Annotated in this window: 17 protein-coding genes and 1 tRNA gene; 4 read left to right on the top strand and 14 right to left on the bottom strand. The window is 67.7% G+C overall.

All coding sequences use genetic code 11. The annotated features are described in order from the left end of the window. Window positions 1–2 precede the first annotated feature (2 nt). The 3 genes from ACWDUN_RS11555 to ACWDUN_RS11545 all read right to left on the bottom strand — a co-directional run bounded on the left by ACWDUN_RS11555 (window position 3) and on the right by ACWDUN_RS11545 (window position 1919). Window positions 3–680 carry a hypothetical protein gene (locus ACWDUN_RS11555; RefSeq protein ID WP_449928571.1) on the bottom strand — a complete coding sequence of 226 codons (678 nt, stop codon included), beginning with the start codon at window positions 678–680 and terminating at the stop codon, window positions 3–5. Between the two features lie 20 nt (window positions 681–700). After that, complete coding sequence (locus tag ACWDUN_RS11550; RefSeq protein WP_449928569.1) at window positions 701–1321, bottom strand: PadR family transcriptional regulator; 621 nt, start codon at window positions 1319–1321, stop codon at window positions 701–703. 64 nt (window positions 1322–1385) lie between these two features. Continuing rightward, window positions 1386–1919 carry a PadR family transcriptional regulator gene (locus ACWDUN_RS11545; protein ID WP_449928567.1) on the bottom strand — a complete coding sequence of 178 codons (534 nt, stop codon included), beginning with the start codon at window positions 1917–1919 and terminating at the stop codon, window positions 1386–1388. Between the two features lie 58 nt (window positions 1920–1977). Here ACWDUN_RS11545 and ACWDUN_RS11540 point away from each other — a divergent pair, with 58 nt between their 5' ends. From ACWDUN_RS11540 to ACWDUN_RS11530, 3 genes are all read left to right on the top strand, one after another. Beyond that, on the top strand, window positions 1978–3291 hold the full coding sequence (locus tag ACWDUN_RS11540; RefSeq protein WP_449928565.1) for a carotenoid oxygenase family protein: 1314 nt from the start codon (window positions 1978–1980) through the stop codon (window positions 3289–3291). Between the two features lie 504 nt (window positions 3292–3795). Next, window positions 3796–5094 carry a hypothetical protein gene (locus ACWDUN_RS11535; RefSeq protein WP_449928563.1) on the top strand — a complete coding sequence of 433 codons (1299 nt, stop codon included), beginning with the start codon at window positions 3796–3798 and terminating at the stop codon, window positions 5092–5094. 54 nt (window positions 5095–5148) lie between these two features. After that, window positions 5149–5595, top strand: a complete 447-nt coding sequence (locus tag ACWDUN_RS11530; protein ID WP_449928561.1) for an anthrone oxygenase family protein — start codon at window positions 5149–5151, stop codon at window positions 5593–5595. Here ACWDUN_RS11530 and lfrA read toward each other — a convergent pair. From lfrA to ACWDUN_RS11515, 3 genes are read right to left on the bottom strand one after another with little or no spacing between them, the layout of a single operon-like run. Next, complete coding sequence (lfrA, locus tag ACWDUN_RS11525) at window positions 5543–7096, bottom strand: efflux MFS transporter LfrA (protein ID WP_449928559.1); 1554 nt, start codon at window positions 7094–7096, stop codon at window positions 5543–5545. The two genes, ACWDUN_RS11530 and lfrA, sit on opposite strands and share 53 nt — an antisense overlap. A gap of 8 nt (window positions 7097–7104) precedes the next feature. Beyond that, complete coding sequence (locus ACWDUN_RS11520) at window positions 7105–7674, bottom strand: TetR/AcrR family transcriptional regulator (protein WP_449928557.1); 570 nt, start codon at window positions 7672–7674, stop codon at window positions 7105–7107. Window positions 7675–7726: 52 nt separating this feature from the next. Further along, window positions 7727–8575 (bottom strand): RDD family protein, encoded by an 849-nt coding sequence (locus ACWDUN_RS11515; RefSeq protein ID WP_449928555.1) that lies wholly within the window; start codon window positions 8573–8575, stop codon window positions 7727–7729. Between the two features lie 28 nt (window positions 8576–8603). Here ACWDUN_RS11515 and ACWDUN_RS11510 point away from each other — a divergent pair, with 28 nt between their 5' ends. Beyond that, window positions 8604–9596 (top strand): stage II sporulation protein M, encoded by a 993-nt coding sequence (locus tag ACWDUN_RS11510; RefSeq protein ID WP_449928553.1) that lies wholly within the window; start codon window positions 8604–8606, stop codon window positions 9594–9596. On the opposite strand, the gene ACWDUN_RS11505 is transcribed toward ACWDUN_RS11510, so the two are convergent. The 8 genes from ACWDUN_RS11505 to ACWDUN_RS11470 all read right to left on the bottom strand — a co-directional run bounded on the left by ACWDUN_RS11505 (window position 9593) and on the right by ACWDUN_RS11470 (window position 15956). Next, window positions 9593–10915: a DUF58 domain-containing protein gene (locus tag ACWDUN_RS11505; protein ID WP_449928551.1), complete on the bottom strand. Its 1323-nt coding sequence runs from the start codon at window positions 10913–10915 to the stop codon at window positions 9593–9595. The genes ACWDUN_RS11510 and ACWDUN_RS11505 overlap by 4 nt on opposite strands. Further along, window positions 10915–11868 (bottom strand): AAA family ATPase, encoded by a 954-nt coding sequence (locus tag ACWDUN_RS11500; protein WP_449928549.1) that lies wholly within the window; start codon window positions 11866–11868, stop codon window positions 10915–10917. The genes ACWDUN_RS11505 and ACWDUN_RS11500 overlap by 1 nt, the downstream gene beginning before the upstream one ends. Then, window positions 11865–12977, bottom strand: coding sequence for a DUF4350 domain-containing protein (locus ACWDUN_RS11495; RefSeq protein ID WP_449928547.1), 1113 nt, complete (start codon window positions 12975–12977; stop codon window positions 11865–11867). Before ACWDUN_RS11495 ends, ACWDUN_RS11500 begins: the two co-directional genes overlap by 4 nt. Then, window positions 12974–13573, bottom strand: a complete 600-nt coding sequence (locus ACWDUN_RS11490) for a DUF4129 domain-containing protein (RefSeq protein ID WP_449928545.1) — start codon at window positions 13571–13573, stop codon at window positions 12974–12976. The genes ACWDUN_RS11495 and ACWDUN_RS11490 overlap by 4 nt, the downstream gene beginning before the upstream one ends. Before the next feature lies 1 nt (window position 13574). After that, window positions 13575–14639, bottom strand: a complete 1065-nt coding sequence (locus ACWDUN_RS11485; protein ID WP_449928543.1) for a hypothetical protein — start codon at window positions 14637–14639, stop codon at window positions 13575–13577. Between the two features lie 61 nt (window positions 14640–14700). Then, window positions 14701–14907, bottom strand: coding sequence for a three-helix bundle dimerization domain-containing protein (locus ACWDUN_RS11480; protein WP_449928541.1), 207 nt, complete (start codon window positions 14905–14907; stop codon window positions 14701–14703). A gap of 58 nt (window positions 14908–14965) precedes the next feature. After that, window positions 14966–15751 carry an acyl-CoA thioesterase gene (locus tag ACWDUN_RS11475; protein ID WP_449928539.1) on the bottom strand — a complete coding sequence of 262 codons (786 nt, stop codon included), beginning with the start codon at window positions 15749–15751 and terminating at the stop codon, window positions 14966–14968. 131 nt (window positions 15752–15882) lie between these two features. Further along, window positions 15883–15956 (bottom strand) — tRNA-Pro (locus ACWDUN_RS11470). Between the last annotated feature and the right edge of the window lie 159 nt (window positions 15957–16115).

The raw sequence follows: 16115 nt of genomic DNA, 5'->3' as shown, positions 1-16115 counted from the left end.
GACTAGCTGGGCCTGCATTCCTTGAAAAGCGTTCCCAGTACGTCGAAATACTCGGTGCTGATCAGGGCTTGCCGCGCCCAGTCATTGTCGGCGGCCGCGGCGGCGATCTCATCGGCGATGCCGGCCAGCCGCTGCGCTTGGGATCGCACGCCACCTGCGGTCACCTTGTCGGCGTCGGCATGGATCCGCTCGGCCCAGTCCGCAACCTCGCCCGGAGTCGGGCCCTGGCCGGGCATTCCCGGCTGTGCATAGCCGGATTCGACCCAGGCCGTCGTCAGCAGCGGCTCGGCCTGTCGACAGCCCTGGCCCGCCACGTAGGTCAGTGTCACCGCCGAGATGATCACCGCGACGGCCAGACCGATGGCGATCCGCGCCAACCGGACGGTGCGGGGTTCGGAATCGGGAACGAGGCGACGCCACAGGAAGTGGGTGCCGATCGCTGCGGCGCAGGCCGACACCGTCAGGCCCGCGGCCGGTATCGGCCTGCCGATACCGGAAGCCGTCTCCATTGCCGCCATCGTCACGATGCCCGTCGCGATCACCAACATCCACAGCCACATTCCGCGGCGGCGGTCGTAGGCATCCGCATCGCGGAAGGTGACGCCGACGACGCCACCGGCCGCGGTGAGGATCGCCACTACGACAGGCACCAGGTAGTTGACGAGGGTGTTGGTGTTCATCGTGACCCGATGCTAGCGAGTCACTCCTCGCTCAAGATCTGGTAGACCTCGCGACGTGCGTTGTTGATGACGTCGAGGATGCGCTGCTGCTGTTCTTCGCCGGCGGCATGCGCCGACTGTGCGACCGCGCCGAAGAGCTGACCCAGTGCGGCACGCAGGTTGACCGTGTTCGGGTCGACGTCGCCGGCGATCTGCTCCCAGGGCGGTGTCTCGATGTTGGCGGCGGCGGCGCGGCCGTCATCGGTGAGTTCGAAGGTCTTCTTGCTGCCGGCACTCTCGGTGGGCACGATCAACCCCTCGTCGACCAGCAGTTGCAGTGTGGGGTACACCGAACCGGGGCTCGGCTTCCACAGATCGTTGCTGCGCGAGGCGATTTCCTGGGTCATCTCGTATCCGTGCATGGGTCGCTCGCTGAGCAGGACGAGGATCGCGGCGCGGACATCGCCGCGCCGTCCACGCCCGCCACGTCCGCGATGACCGCCGCGGGGTCCCGGCCCGAAGCCGAAACCGGGACCGAAGCCGAAACCGGGACCGGTGCCGAAGGGTCCCTGCGGTCCGCCGGCGTGCGCGCGCATGTGATCGCGGAACTCGCGTCGCGCGAAGCCGAAGCCGGGATTGGGTGGTGTGAAGGGGAAGTTCATGGGTGTTTCCTCATCGGTAGGGAAACGCAGAATGCGTTTCGATACGTTGACGATATATCGGAAACTATCGCGATGCAACGTCCCTGTTCGCGATGGCGGATTCCAGCCAGCGTGCCCAGTCCGCGCGCATGCTCTCGACGCGCAGTCCGTACTGCAGGGCGGCCATCCCGTAGAAATCGGCGTCGCTGTCCCCGCAGGTCAGGCTGTCACGCAGAGTTGTGAGGCGAACCAGTTCCGATTCGGCGTGCTCGGCGAGTGAGCGGACGTAGGCGATCGCGTCCGCGCGGGGCAGTTCGGTGAGCAGGAAGATGCGCAGCAGTTCGGTGCTGCGCAGGGGTGGGTCGTCCTGCGGGTTGGTGACCCAGCGCAGCAGTTCGGCGCGGCCGGCCTCGGTGGCGCGATACACCTTGCGGCCCCGTGGTCCGATCTCGGCCACCTCGATGAGCCCATGGTCGGCCAGTCGGTTCAGTTCGCCGTAGAGCTGGCTCTGGGTGGCAGGCCAGACGTTGGCCATCGATATCTCGAAGCGTCGGAGCAGGTCGTATCCGCTGCCTGGGTGTTGTGCCAACAGCCCGAGTGCCGCCATCCGCAAACTCATGGCGATCATCCTACATTTCACTCTTGACATGTCAGTAGTGGAATGTGATGGTGGAGTCATGACCACGACCTCCGCTCTGCCCGCCACCGGCGACTTCTTCCGCCGTGACAACTACGCACCCGTCGCCGACGAACTGACCGAATACAACCTGCCCGTCCAGGGCGCGATACCTCCGGAACTGGACGGTTGGTACCTGCGCAACGGCCCCAACCCGCGGCAACCCACCGGGCACTGGTTCACCGGTGACGGCATGATCCACGGTGTCCGCATCGAGAACGGTGCCGCCAAGTGGTATCGCAACCGCTGGGTACGCACCGACAGCTTCATCAAGGACTTCCCGCTCTACAACGCCGACGGCACGCGCAATCTGCGCGCCGCCGTGGCCAACACCCACGTGGTGAACCACGCCGGCAAGACACTGGCGCTGGTCGAATCGTCGCTGCCGTACCAAGTGAGCAACGAACTGGAAACGTTGGGCGCCTACGACTTCGGTGGCAAACTCACCAATTCGATGACCGCGCACCCGAAAATCTGCCCGACCTCCGGCGAGATGCATTTCTTCGGCTACGGCAGCATCTTCGCCCCGCATGTCACCTATCACCGCGTCGATGCGGCGGGGGAGTTGGTCATCAATCGGCCGGTGGACGTCAAGGCCTTGACGATGATGCACGATTTCGCGATGACGGCCGACCACATCGTCTTCATGGACCTGCCCGTCGTGTTCGACCTGAACGTGGCCATCGGTGGCGACGGTGACATGCCCTACCGGTGGAACGATGAGTACGGCGCCAGGTTGGGCGTGATGCGTCGCGACGACCCCTTCGGTGCTATCCGCTGGTTCGATATCGATCCCTGCTATGTCTTCCATGTGGCCAATGCCTTCGAGGAAGCGAATTCGATTGTGCTGCAGGCGGCCCGGTATCCGGAGCTGTGGCGCAACGATGGTGGCTTCGCCGAGAGCGCGGTGATGTGGGAGTGGCGCATCGACCTGAGCGGCGGCGCGGTGTCCGAGCGTCAGCTCGACGACCGTGCCGTGGAGTTCCCGCGGATCGACGATCGCCTGGCCGGATTGCCGGCGCGCTATTCGGTGGCCGTGGGCGATACCGAGTTGGTACGTCACGATCTGTCCACCGGCGCGGCCGTCACGCATTCGTTCGGTGCGGGGGTGTCCGGCGAGGCGGTGTTCGTGCCGGGCGCGGGACCGGCCGATGAGAGCAACGGTTGGTACATCAGCTACGTGTACGACCCGGTGCGCGACGGCAGCGATCTCGTCATCCTCGACGCCTCGGACTTCGCGGGTGACCCCGTCGCGACGATCGCGCTACCGCAGCGGGTGCCGTTCGGATTCCACGGGAACTGGATCGGCGCCTGAGGGCGCCTCCCACTATCTGAGATGAGTGATTCGCGTCCGCCGGCCGCCGGCGGCGGGGTGGGCTACCGCCGCCGCGGCCCGGGTTCGCGTTGCTGTGATCACCCAACGGAACATGCCGAGTGTCCATTCAGCGCAGAACGGCGATTTACACCGGCGTAAGTGGTGTAAACCACTCAACACGGTGCTTGTGGGTCGGATCACGCAGGTCAGTACCGGTCGGTAACAACGTCCGGCAAATTCGTTACTTGCGTTGCGCAATGTTGAGCGTGCAATTAGTACCGTTGCGGGATCGATAGTTGCGATCGCTACCAGAAGAGTTTGCTGTGGTTTTCCGCAAGCTAAAAAATCACCGTCACCAGCAATGTTACGAACACGCAATGTGTCCATTCGCGCAAAGTGTCAGTGTCTGCAACTTTACAAATGTCGCTTGACGTCAACTTACTTGCCGGTAAGTTCTCACGCGTCCGGGGGATCCGTGTGAAGGGATGGCAAAGAAGAATGTCCATGCAAATGACGATGAAGCCGTATGTCACGGTCGGTGTCGCACTAGTGGGGGCCAGCGTGATCGCGGTGGCGCCGATCGCGCCGCGCGCAGATCTGCACCTGCCCGCCGTGAACCTGACTGCCTCCATCGACAACCCGATCACCGTCTTCGCCCCGGTGGTCAACGCCGCCGGCGATCTGATCAGGGAGACGCTGCAGGCCGAGTTCGCGGATCCGTTCCCGATTCTGCGCCAGATCTTCGCCAACCAGCAGTACACCGTCCAGCAGGTGCTGGCCGCCGTCAACAACGGTGGCGCCGCACTCACCGAGTTGGTCCAGGGGCTGCCGGCAGCACTGGAAGCCGCCGGGGCCATTTTGCGCACGGGCGATATCAACGGTGCGATCGACAGCCTGGTCGCCAGCGGCCTGAACCCGATTCTCAACTTCATCACTGGAGTCAGCGTGCCGCTGCAAGCGGCACTTGAGCGGCCTTTCGCGGTGGGCCAGGAATTGGTCGCGGCGGCTTTTGAATCCGGGCTCGCGCTCACCGTGGCGTTCGCGCAAACCTTCATCGGCATCGGATTCCCGGTGGGCACCACGCCGGTGCTGCAGAACCTCATCTCCGTCACCGAGTCGGTGGTCCAGTCGATCGGGACGCTGAACCCGATCAACGTCATCAACGCCCTCCAGAACGGCGTGGCCGATGTGCTGCTGAACGCGATCACCCACATCAGCGACTTCATGGTCCAGACCGTGCCGTACATCCGCGGAGTGATCGTCAACGCGCTCAAGGCCGGTCAGACCACACCGGTGGCCCTGACCGCCGAGGTGTCGTCGGTTCCCAAGGTGGCCGCCGATACGGTCACCATCTCCGTCCCGGGTGTTGAGACGCCGGGTGGCGGCGGTGCGCCGGTGGCCGCACCGGTCAGCGACACCGAGGAGCCGGTCGAGGTGCCCGCCGCGCAAGAGCCAATCGCCGAGGAGCCCGCCGCCGAGGAGCCCGTCGCCGAGGAGCCGGTTGTCGAGGAGCCCGTCGCCGAGGAGCCGGTCGCCGAGGAGCCGGAGACGGGCACGGAGACGGGCACCGGATCCGAGGACGAGACCGAGTCCGAGGACACGACCGACGAGTCCGACAAGGACGACACCGACACCAAGGACGACACCAAGGACGACACCAAGGACGACACCAAGGACGACGCCAAGCAGGACAGCTCGGACGACAGCAAGTCCGGCGCAGGCGAATCGGACTCCAAGAAGACCGATTCCGGTTCGGACTCCGACTCCGGCTCGTCCGACTCGGGTTCGCGCGCCGCGGCCTGATCGAACGTCGAAAAGCAGTCTCCCCCGCCGGTATCGGCGGGGGAGACTCTTTGTATGACCGACCCTGTGTTCGTCCTGACCATCGTCACCGCCATCGCCAGCGCGGCCGTCGGTGGTCTTTTCTACGCGTTCTCGACGTTCGTGATGCGCGGGCTGAACCGCACCGACCCGGTCGAAGCCGCCACCGCGATGCGCGGCATCAACGCCGAGGCGCAGGCCAATGCGCCTTTTCTGGTGCTGTTTCTCGGCACGGGGGTGCTGGCCGTGGTGCTCGGCATCATGGCGGCCGTCGCCGGCGAGCCCTACGTCATCATCGGCGCGGCGCTCGCGCTGCTACCGGTGATCGTCACCATCGCCTTCAACGTGCCCTTGAACAACCGGCTCGAAGCCGGACTGGACTGGCCGTCCTACCTCGGTCCGTGGAGTGCGTGGAATCACGTCCGAACGGTCAGTGCCCTGCTGGGTGCAGCGGTGCTGGTGATCGCCGGAATGCCGCGATGACGACGACGGCCGCCGTCAGCGCGAGCACCGCGGCGATCGACGCGGTCGGGGCGATGCCCGAATCGAACGCGGTGTGCGCCGATTCGAGCAGCTTCTCCGCGGTGGCCGGGGGCAGTTCGGCGGCCACCGAGGTGGCTCCGCCGATGCTCTCGGCGGCATCGCCGGCCTGAGCCGGTGTCAGACCCGCGGGAACCTCGACATTGGCGCGGTAGAACGCGGTGAAGATCGTTCCCAGCGTGGCCGCGCCCACCACCGCGCCCAGCTCGTAGGCGGTTTCGGAAACCGCCGACGCCGCACCGGCTTTCGCCGCGGGCACCGACGCGACGATGGTGTCGTTGGAGATCGTCTGCGAGACGCCGACGCCGAGCTCGAGCACCAGGAACGACACGATGACCGCCGTCACCGACAGGTCGTGCCGGAACAACAGGATCATGATGAAGCCCGCGGCGACGAACACCAACCCGAACACGATCAACGCCTGCGGTGAGAAGTGTTTGGCGGCCTTGACCACCGAGATGCCGGCGATCATCGACAGTACCGCGCCCGGCAGCGTCACCAGTCCCGCCATCAGCGGGCTGAGGCCGAGTACCAGCTGCAGGTGCTGGGACACGAAGAAGATGAAGCCGATGAGCCCGACGATCGACAGGAAATTGGCCAGGATCGAGGATGTGAACGGCCCCGAGCGGAACAGTGCCATGTCGAGCATCGGTGTGGCACTGCGGGTCTGACGCCTGACGAACAGCACACCTGCCGCGATCCCGAGTGCGAACGCGGCCGCCACCACGGCCGTGAGACCGTCGTGGGCGGCGGTCTTGATTGCCCACACGAACGGCAGCATGGCCACGAAGGACAGCGCCACGCTGATCGGATCCAGCGGACCCGGATGGGGATCCTTGGACTCGGGGACGAGCTTGGGGGCCAGGATCAACAACGGCAACAGAATCGGCACCGCGATCAGAAAGACCGCGCCCCAGTGGAAATGCTCCAGCAGTGCGCCACCGACGATCGGACCCAGCGTCGAGCCGGCGGTGAAACAGGAGGCCCAGATGGCGATGGCGAGCCGCCGCGCGGAGGCCTCGGTGAAGATGTTGCGGATCAGCGACAGCGTCGAAGGCATCAGCATCGCGCCGAAGAACCCGAGAACGGCGCGGGCGAGCACCAGCATCTCGGCGCTGGGAGCGAACGCGGCAGCGGCGGACACCACGGCGAAGCCGGCGCCACCGATCAGCAGCAGGCGCCGCCGGCCGATCCGGTCGCCGATGCTGCCCATGGCGACGAGCAGCGCAGCCAGCACCAGGGAGTACACGTCGACGATCCACAGCTGTGTGGACGCCGGCGGGCGGAAATCCTCGGCGATTGCCGGCAGCGCGAACGCCAGCACGGTGTTGTCGATGGCGATCAGCATCACCGGCAACGTCAGGACGGCCAGGGCCAGCCAGGCGCGGCGAGGTGTGGCGGTGGAGGGGGTCACCGATGCCGTCGCATCGGAGGGGGTGGTCATGGGTTTCCTTAGCGGGAAGAGATGGTGCCTTCGGTGAGGCTGTTCATGATGGCGTCGACGACCAGGTGGCGGGGGAGCCCGTCGTCACGCACCGCGGAGTAGCCGGTCAGCAGGAGCGCCCAGAAGACGCGGCGAGCCCATCCTGGGGGATATTCGGGCCGATCCGGCGTCGCGCGGGAGAGTATTTCGGCGATCACCTCATCGCCGGTGTCGAGAAAGGCCGCAAACTCCCGGTCGGACTGGATCAGCGGTTCGGTGTAGACGTACTGCATGATCGGTCCGAGATCGAGTTGACTCTCCACCACTCGGCGCAGGGCCGAGACGGTCGGTCCGCTGGTCGGATCGGCGGCCTCGATGGCGGCATTGCTGGCCGCGTGCACCTGCAGGGCCACTGCGCGCAGCAGGTCGATGCGCTCGGGAAAGTACCGGTGCAGGGTGCTGCGCCCGACGCCGGCGGCCTCGGCGATATCACTCAGCGGAGCCGTCGGATTGTCGGTGATCACCCCGATGGCGGCCTCGACGATCGCACGCCGGGTGCGGTGACGCACACCGGATTCGGCGAAGTCGTGGACACTCATGACGCTAAAGCTAGCACAAATATCCCAAAATGGGACATCGATGTCTCATTCGCTAGCTCGGCGGAGAGAACCCGCCGTTCGGTGGCGGCGCCATGGTCGGGCCCGGAACCGGTGGCGGGGCCGCCGGGCCGAACCCCGGGCCCTGCAGGCGGGCCAACTCGCGGTGGTGTCGCTCGGCCAGCACCGCCGCCAGCACCTGCTCGGGCGGGGCGCCGGGTGGGGGCGGCGGTGCGATACGGGCCGCCACCTCGGCGAGGATGCGCGCGCCCATCTCGGCACGCAGCTGCGGTTGCAGCTGCCATGCGCGCGTGAGGAACTGTCGTGCCATGTTCGCCTGCTCGGCGCCCAGCCCCGACAGCTGAAGCGTCGCGGCCCACCACGCCAAACCCGGCGGCATCGGCGGTGGCGGACTCAGGCGCGGTACCCGCTCGCTGATGACGACGGTCCCGGCGAACACATCACCGATGCGCTTGCCCTTCGGCGAGATCATGCTGCAGATCACGGCGGGTCCGCCGGTCAGCATCCAGATCTCGATCACGCTGGACAGCGCGCGAAAGACGGCCTGGCGCAATCGTTCCGGCCCGCCGTCGTCGGAGACAACCCGCAGGCCCAGCGCCATCTTGCCCAGTGATCGGCCACCCGAGGCGGTTTCGAAGATCGCCGGGTACCCGACGAGCACCAGCACCAGGAAGATGATCAGCACCGCGGCCGACAGCGCCGGATCGACATCGGACAGCGTCAGTGCCCACAACATGGCCAGGATGGCGTAGCCGAAACCCATCACCGTGATGTCGATCAGGGCCGCGGCGGCGCGCACCGGCAGCTGGGCAATCGATATCTCGAGTGCCACGGCGTCGCCGGTCACGATGCTGTCGGGCGAATGGGCCGGCTGGGGAACCATGCCTTCCGACGCTACTAGGATCGCGGACGTGGATGTCGACGCGTTCGTGCTCGCCCACAGCCCCGCATGGGGTCGGCTTGAGATTCTGCTCAAGCGCCGCCGCAGACTCACCGGCGCGGAGATCGACGAACTCGTCGACCTGTATCAACGGGTTTCCACCCATCTTTCGATGGTGCGCAGCGGCTCCGGTGACGCCGTGCTGGTCGGCCGGCTGTCGGGGCTGGTGGCCCAGGCGCGTGCCGCGGTGACCGGCGCCCGCGCGCCGCTGTGGCGAGAGTTCATCCGATTCTGGACGGTGTCCTTCCCGGTGGTCTCCTACGACTGCCGGCGGTGGTGGCTCGGCTCGGCGGTGGGTTTCCTGCTGGTCGCGGTGATCATCGGATTCTGGGTGGCCGGCAACCCCGAGGTGCGGGCGACCCTGGGTACCCCTGCCGAACTCGAACAGCTGATCAATCACGACTTCGAGTCGTACTACAGCGAGAACCCCGCCGGGTCGTTCGCGCTGCGGGTGTGGGTGAACAACGCCTGGGTTGCCGCGCAGTGCATCGCGTTCGCCGTCCTACTGGGCCTGCCCATCCCGTGGGTGCTGCTGCAGAACGCCGCCAATGTGGGTGTGTCCGGCGGCCTGATGTTCGGCGCGGGCAAAGGTGATCTGTTCCTCGGGTTGCTCACCCCGCACGGACTGCTCGAGCTCACCGCGGTGTTCCTGGCCGCGGCCGCGGGCATGCGGCTGGGCTGGTCGGTGATCGCTCCGGGCGATCGTCCTCGTGGACAGGTCCTCGCCGAACGCGGCCGGGCGGTCGTCTCGGTGGCCGGCGGCCTGGTGGTGGTGCTGGGGATCTCCGGTCTGATCGAGGCGCTGGTGACACCGTCGCCGTTGCCGACGTGGGCGCGTATCAGCATCGGCGTCACCGCCGAAATCGCCTTTCTGGCATACGTATTGCACTACGGGCGCAAGGCGTCACGAGCCGGTGAGACCGGTGACGTCGAGGACGCGCCGGATGTCGTCCCGACGAGCTAGAGCCGCCCGGCCGCCTTCATGGCCAGGTACCGGTCGGCCACGGCGGGAGCAAGGTCGTGCGGTGCGGCGTCGATGACGTCGACGCCGTGCCCGCGCAGCCGCGCCGCGATGTCGCGGCGGTCATTGCGCGCGCGTTCGGCGGCCGCGGCGTCATAGACGGCGGCCGCGTCGGTGCGCCCGGACGCCATCGTGTCGACCCGCGGATCGGACACCGCGGCCACCAGAACCTGATGGCGGGCCGTCAGTTGCGGCAGCACCGCCATGAGTCCTTCGTCGAGTGCGGAGGCGTTCAGATCGGTGAGCAGCACCACCAGAGCGCGTCGGCGCACTCGGCGCTGTATCGCGGCGACCATCGCCGAGGCGTCGGATTCCAGCAGTGCGGGCTGCAGCGGCGCCATCACCGACACCAGCTGCGCCAGCAGTTCCCGGCGCGCGGCGTTGAACAGGCCGGCGCGGGTGACCCGGTCGTGGGCAAGGAAATCCACGTGATCACCGGCGCGGGCAGCCAGCGCCGCCAGTAGCAGCGCGGCGTCCATGGACCAGTCCAGCCGGGGCCACCCCGAGGGATCCGACGCCGTCGGATCCACCCCGATGCGGCCCGCCGACGTCCGTCCGGTGTCCAGCACGATGACCACCCGGCGGTCCCGCTCCGGTCGCCACGTGCGGACCACCACATCGGCGCGACGTGCGGTGGCCCGCCAGTCGATGGAGCGCACGTCGTCGCCGGCCACGTACTCGCGCAGCGAGTCGAATTCGGTGCCCTGACCGCGGATCAGCACCGGCACCATGCCGTCGAGCTCGCGCAGTTTGGCCAACCGCGACGGCAGGTGCTTGCGGGACAGGAACGGCGGCAGGATCCGGACCTGCCAGTCGGCACGGTGGGATCGCTGCCTGCCGGCCAGCCCCAGCGGGCCGACGGATCTGACGGTGACTTGCGCGGCGGCCTGATCGCCGCGCCGCACGGGCGTCAGTTCGGTGGTGAGGTGGACCCGGCCGGCCGCCGGAACGTCCAACGCGCGGCTGCGTGGCAGCGCCCGGGCGCTCGGTGCCCAGGCATCCCGGATGTGGCCGCGCAGTCGTCGCCGGCCGGTGCTGTGCACCTCGAGCCCGACCCGGACGCTCTGGCCCAGCCGGGCGGTGCTGTCCCCACTGCGGCGTAGTTCGACGGCATCCGGATCGGCGGCCAGCGCGGCATCGGCGATCAGCACGGCGGCGATCGCCACCACGATGATGACGAACGTCGTTGCCGGCCAAGGGGAGACGATGATCGGCAGGGTGCCGATCAGGGCCAGTAGGCCGGCTCGGCCGGTGAGCACCACTAGCGCGGCACCGGCACCGACGCCAGGATGCCGTCGAGCACGCCATCGGGATCGGCACCCTCGAGCTCCGCCTCGGGACGCAGCGCCACCCGGTGCCGGAGCGTCGGTCGGGCCATCGCCTTGACATCGTCGGGGGTGACGTAATTGCGCCCGGACAGCCACGCCCACGACCGTGCGGTGGACAACAGAGCGGTGGCGCCGCGTGGTGATACCCCGAGCTGCAGTGCCGGGGAATGTCGTGTCGCACCGACGATGTCGACGATATAGCCGAGGAGCTCCGGTGCCACGATGACCTGGCGTACCGCCTCGCGCCCGGCGGTCAGCTCGGCGGGACCGGCCACCGCCGACAGTCCGGACAGATTGCGCGGATCGAATCCCGTCGCGTGCCGGTGCAGGATGGCGATCTCCTGATCCCGTGGTGGCAGCGGCACATTGAGCTTGAGCAGGAATCTGTCCAGCTGTGCCTCGGGCAGCTGGTAGGTGCCCTCGTATTCGATCGGGTTCTGGGTGGCGGCCACGATGAACGGGTCGGGCAACGGCCGCGGCTGTCCGTCGACGGTGACCTGACGTTCCTCCATGGCTTCCAGCAATGCAGCCTGCGTCTTCGGCGGCGTGCGGTTGATCTCGTCGGCCAGCAGCAGATTCGTGAACACCGGACCGGTGCGGAACTCGAATTCGGCGGTGCGCGCGTCATACACCAGCGACCCGGTGACGTCACCGGGCATCAGATCCGGGGTGAACTGCACGCGCTTGAAATCCAGCTGCAAGGTGGCGGCGAGACTGCGGACCAGAAGTGTCTTGGCCACCCCTGGCACACCTTCGAGCAGCACGTGGCCGCGGCACAGCAGTGCGATCACCAACCCGCTGACCACCGCGTCCTGGCCCACGACGGCCTTGGAGATCTCGTTGCGCAGGGCGAGCAGGGCCTCCCGTGCAGCATCCGGATGTGTCACGACTGTGCGACCTGCCTTTCGATGTCGTCGAGCTGATGGGCCAGGGCGTACAATTGATCGTCGGTGTCCGGGGGCGGGCCGAACAGACTGTGTGACAGCGTGTTCGGATCCCCGTGGAGCCGTTGCGCGACCGCCTGGGTGATCGCGGCCGGTGCAGCCCGGGGACCCAGGCCGAGCCGCGGCCGCAGCCGGGCGAGCGTCGCGGTGCGCAGCGCGGCAGCGGCGCGGTCGCGGGCCCGCCGGGACCGGTACAGCCTGGCGCGGCCCTCGACCGTCTCCGAAGCCCGCACCACGACGGGCAGGTTCTCGGCGACCAGCGGCCCCAACCGGCGCGCGCGCCACCAGGCCACCAGCGCCACGGCGACGCCCACCTGCAGCACCGCCCAGCCGACCTGCGGCGGCATCAGGTCGAACAGCGACCGGCCGCCGGTCGATTCGCCCTCGATGCGTTGCGGCGCATACCAGATGACGCGGTCGTGGGTTCCGGCCAGATTCATCGCCAGGGCGGCGGCACCGTCGCCGAGCAGTCCGCCATTGGTCATGAACTCGGCGCTGCCGACGACGGTCACGGTGCGTCCGTCGTCGACGTAGCGCAGCAGCGCGCCGTCATAGCAGCGGGTGGCCGGGCCGTCACCGGCGCGGGTGTAGCCGTCGCTGACCCCGAACTGGACATTGCCCGCGGACACGGCTTCGCGGAGTTCGCAGTCGGGACGTCCACCGAACTGGACGGCATCATCGAGTTCGAGGTCGGGCGCCAGCCGTTCGCGGGTTGCCCCGGACGGGGCGATGAGCAGGCGGTCACCGGGCAGTTCGGCCAACCGGTCGAGGCCGTCCTCGTCGAGCAGGAAGAACGTCTGGGCGACCGCGATGAGGGTGTCGGGGCGCGCCGCGGCGGCCACCGCGCCGAGATCCTCGGCGACCACCACGTCGATCCCACGATCCTCCAGCAGGGTTATCAGGGCGTGCGCGCCGTCGGGTGCGGTGGAATCGGCCTCCAGTAGACCGCCGGTTCGCGGTGCGGTGAGATAGGCACTCAGCGCGGACACGGCCACGATCAGCGCGAGTGCCATCCCGACCATGCGCGCGGTGCGCCACCGCTGCTCGGTCATCGGGCAGGCACCCCGCGCAGATGACCGTCCAGCTCGGTGATCTCGCGGTAGCCGGCCTCGGTGCCCGGCTGGGCGCCGTAGGTCACACCGTTGAATATGTCTGCGCAGGAACTGAACTGTGAGCGCAGAGCGGGCAGGACGGCCCCGGCGGAACGAGCCAGCTCACTGGCGGTGCGGCCCGGTACCGGGTCCAGTGTGCCGGTCTCCTCCAGGTGGCGCGCCACCGCCCGCAGCCGGTGCCGGATGGCGTGCGCCCAATCGCCGTGAGCAGCCGCTCTTTCCGCTGCGGCACGGTGGTCGGCGGCGCTACGGGTCCGGTCACCCAGCAGAACTTTTTCGCCATCGCGGCGGGTACGCATCGTCCGCCGGGCTACCCGCACCGCGATCACGACGGCGGCGACGAGGATGAGACCGAACAGCGCCACGGTGATCCAGCCGCCGGGCAGCCGATCACCGTTGGTGAACACCTTGTACAGCAACTCGTCGAGTAGGGCTGTCAGACGTTCGGTCAGTGACGGTTTGGGATAGATGGGTTTGGTGAGCTCGCGTTGCGCGGCGTCATGTGCGGCGTCGCCGTCGATGTTCAGGCCGGTCACGTCAGGGGTGGCGGGTCAGCCAGAGGTGGTCGGTGGAATCATCCGGGGCGGCCGGGGCGAAGCCGGCGCCGGTCTGCAGCACCAGGTCGAACGCCTCGGCCCGGATCCGTCGGTCGGTGTACTGCAGTACGACGACCCCGGCGGTGAACGGTGCGGTGAGGATCTGTCCGATCGCGGCGCCGACGGTCGCCAGCACCAGGCCGAACACGGTGGCACCCGCGGACCCGGCGGCGATGACGACGAACTGACCGCCGAGTGTGAACGGGACCGACACCGCGCCGGCGATCATGCCGGCGACCACCATGGCCAGCAGACGGATGCCGAAAACCCGCCAGAAGTCGTGGCGGACCAGGGCGAACGACCGCTCGACGGCGGCGATGATCGGAAGCCGTTCCAGCACAACGAGGGTTGGCGCGAAACTCAACTTGGTGGACACGAATGCCAGCACGGCGATCGCCGCAAGCACCAGCGGCGCACCCAGCAGGAACGCTGCCCAGCCGTTGAGGGCGACGGCCACCACCACGATGACGGCGGCGACCGCGCCCAGCAACAGAACCGCGCCCAGGGTTTCCAGCGCCGTGACGCCCAGCAGCGGGAGCAGCCGGGGCCGCAACCGCTGCCAGGCTTCGCCCGCGCTGATGCCGGAACCGAAGATGGCGCGGCCGACGATGACGGTCAGCAGTCCGCTCAGCAGGATCGAGGAGATCCAGGTGGCCGCACCGCCGGCGAGGCCGCCGAGTGCTGAGCCGAGTAGACCGTCGAGGCTCGCATCCAACTCGGCGGCGGTCGGATTGTCCGAAAGTGGGTCGAGCGCACCCGCAGCGGCCATCGGGCCGAGCTGTAGCAGCAGCGCCACCAACTGAGAGAGCAGCACCACGATCGTGGTCAGACCCAGTGTGGTCTTGGGATTGGCGCGGATATAGGAGAACGCCCCGTTGAAGATGTCGGACAACGACAGCGGGCGCAGCGGGATGATCCCGGGCTTGAGCGGCGGTGGTGTGTAACCGGGCGGCGGGTAGTAGGGCTGCGGTGGGTACTGGTGGTACCAGCCGGTGTCGCCCGTCATGCGTCCATCCTGTCGAGCGCCGACGAAATTGACAACGTGGCGCTCCGGCCGTGCCGGGGCGTCAGGGCGTCGAGGCGACCGACTGCAACGCGGCGTTGGCGCGCCGCTCGACGAGCAGGGCGATGTAGTCGCGAACGGTGCTCTCGATGAAGTGTTGGTGCGCGGCGGCCACGGTCGTCTTCACTTCGTGGGCGGGCAGATCGTTAAAACGTTTCACCAGTCGATCCTCGACGGCCGCGATCTGTTCACTTTCAGGCAACTTCAACACGCCGACGATCCTCGTTGACCATTGACGCGCGGGTCAAGTTTGCTGCACGAGTCGTCGATCACAGCCGCCACAGGGCCTGCTGGCTGGTGTTCGCGATCAGCAATCCGTCGACATCGTAGAACCCGCCGACCACCAATCCCCGTGAGTGGCTGTTGCCCAGAGAGTCCACCTCGTAGCGGTGCCAGCGGTCGGGGACGAAGGGCCGGTGAAACCACACCGAATGATCGAGGCTGGCCGCAAAGCCGACACCCGCGGCCACCGGGGTGCCCGGCGGCCGCGCCGCCGGCACCGGCCCCAGGTCGGATATGTAGGTCAACGCGCAGGCCCTGACCAGCGGGTCGTCCTCGATCGCATCGCGGGTGCGGATCCAAAACGGTGGTAGCACGAACGGCGAGTCGTCCTCGGGATTGCAGCGGACCTCGAACCGGTCGGCGGAGTCCAGTTCCGGGCTCTTGGGGATGGCATCGTCGAGTCGGACGCCGGGTGCGCGCGGCGGATGCCAGTCCGCGCCGTCCTCGTCGATCTGGAAGGACGCGATCATCTCCAGGATGACCTTGCCGTGCTGGCGCGCGGTCACCCGCCGGGTGTCGAAGGACCGGCCGTCGCGGGTTCGCTCGACCCGCAGTTCGACGTCGACTCCGTACTGACCGCCGCGGACGAAATAGACGTGCAGGGACTGCGGATGCTTGTCGGGGTGGACGGTGGCCCCCGCCGCGCCGAGCGCCTGCGCGGCGATCAGTCCGCCGAACAGGCGGCCGCCGGGCGCGCTCCATTGCGGGGCGATGAAATCATCGCCGTCGCGGTCGAAGTCCAGGATCCCGGCGATCCAACTTTTGTCGGTCATCCCCGGACCGTATCAACTGGTTGGTTGGGCCCTGTCGTCGAGTCGCCTCGGCGGTGGGCCGCCGCTGGTATGGCCCAGCCCGAACGAAAAGGCCCTGACCGAAATCCCGGTCAGGGCCTTGCTTCTGCGAGTCGGGGTGGCGGGATTCGAACCCACGACCTCTTCGTCCCGAACGAAGCGCGCTACCAAGCTGCGCCACACCCCGCGTGAAGCCACGACAGCGTATCGCACCGGGGTACCGCGAAGCCAAACGGCTGCTCAGAGGCGCATTGGGGGGTACCTGGAACCGCTGCTGCGCACCGGGAAGCATCCGGGTTGTCGGTGACGTTGTAGATACTGACCGCATCACAGACGAAACGAGGCA

It is taken from the genome of Mycobacterium sp. NPDC003323 (genome assembly GCF_053589535.1).
Note: the sequence above shows the minus strand (reverse complement) of the source record. Positions and strands in the feature narration are given on the sequence as shown.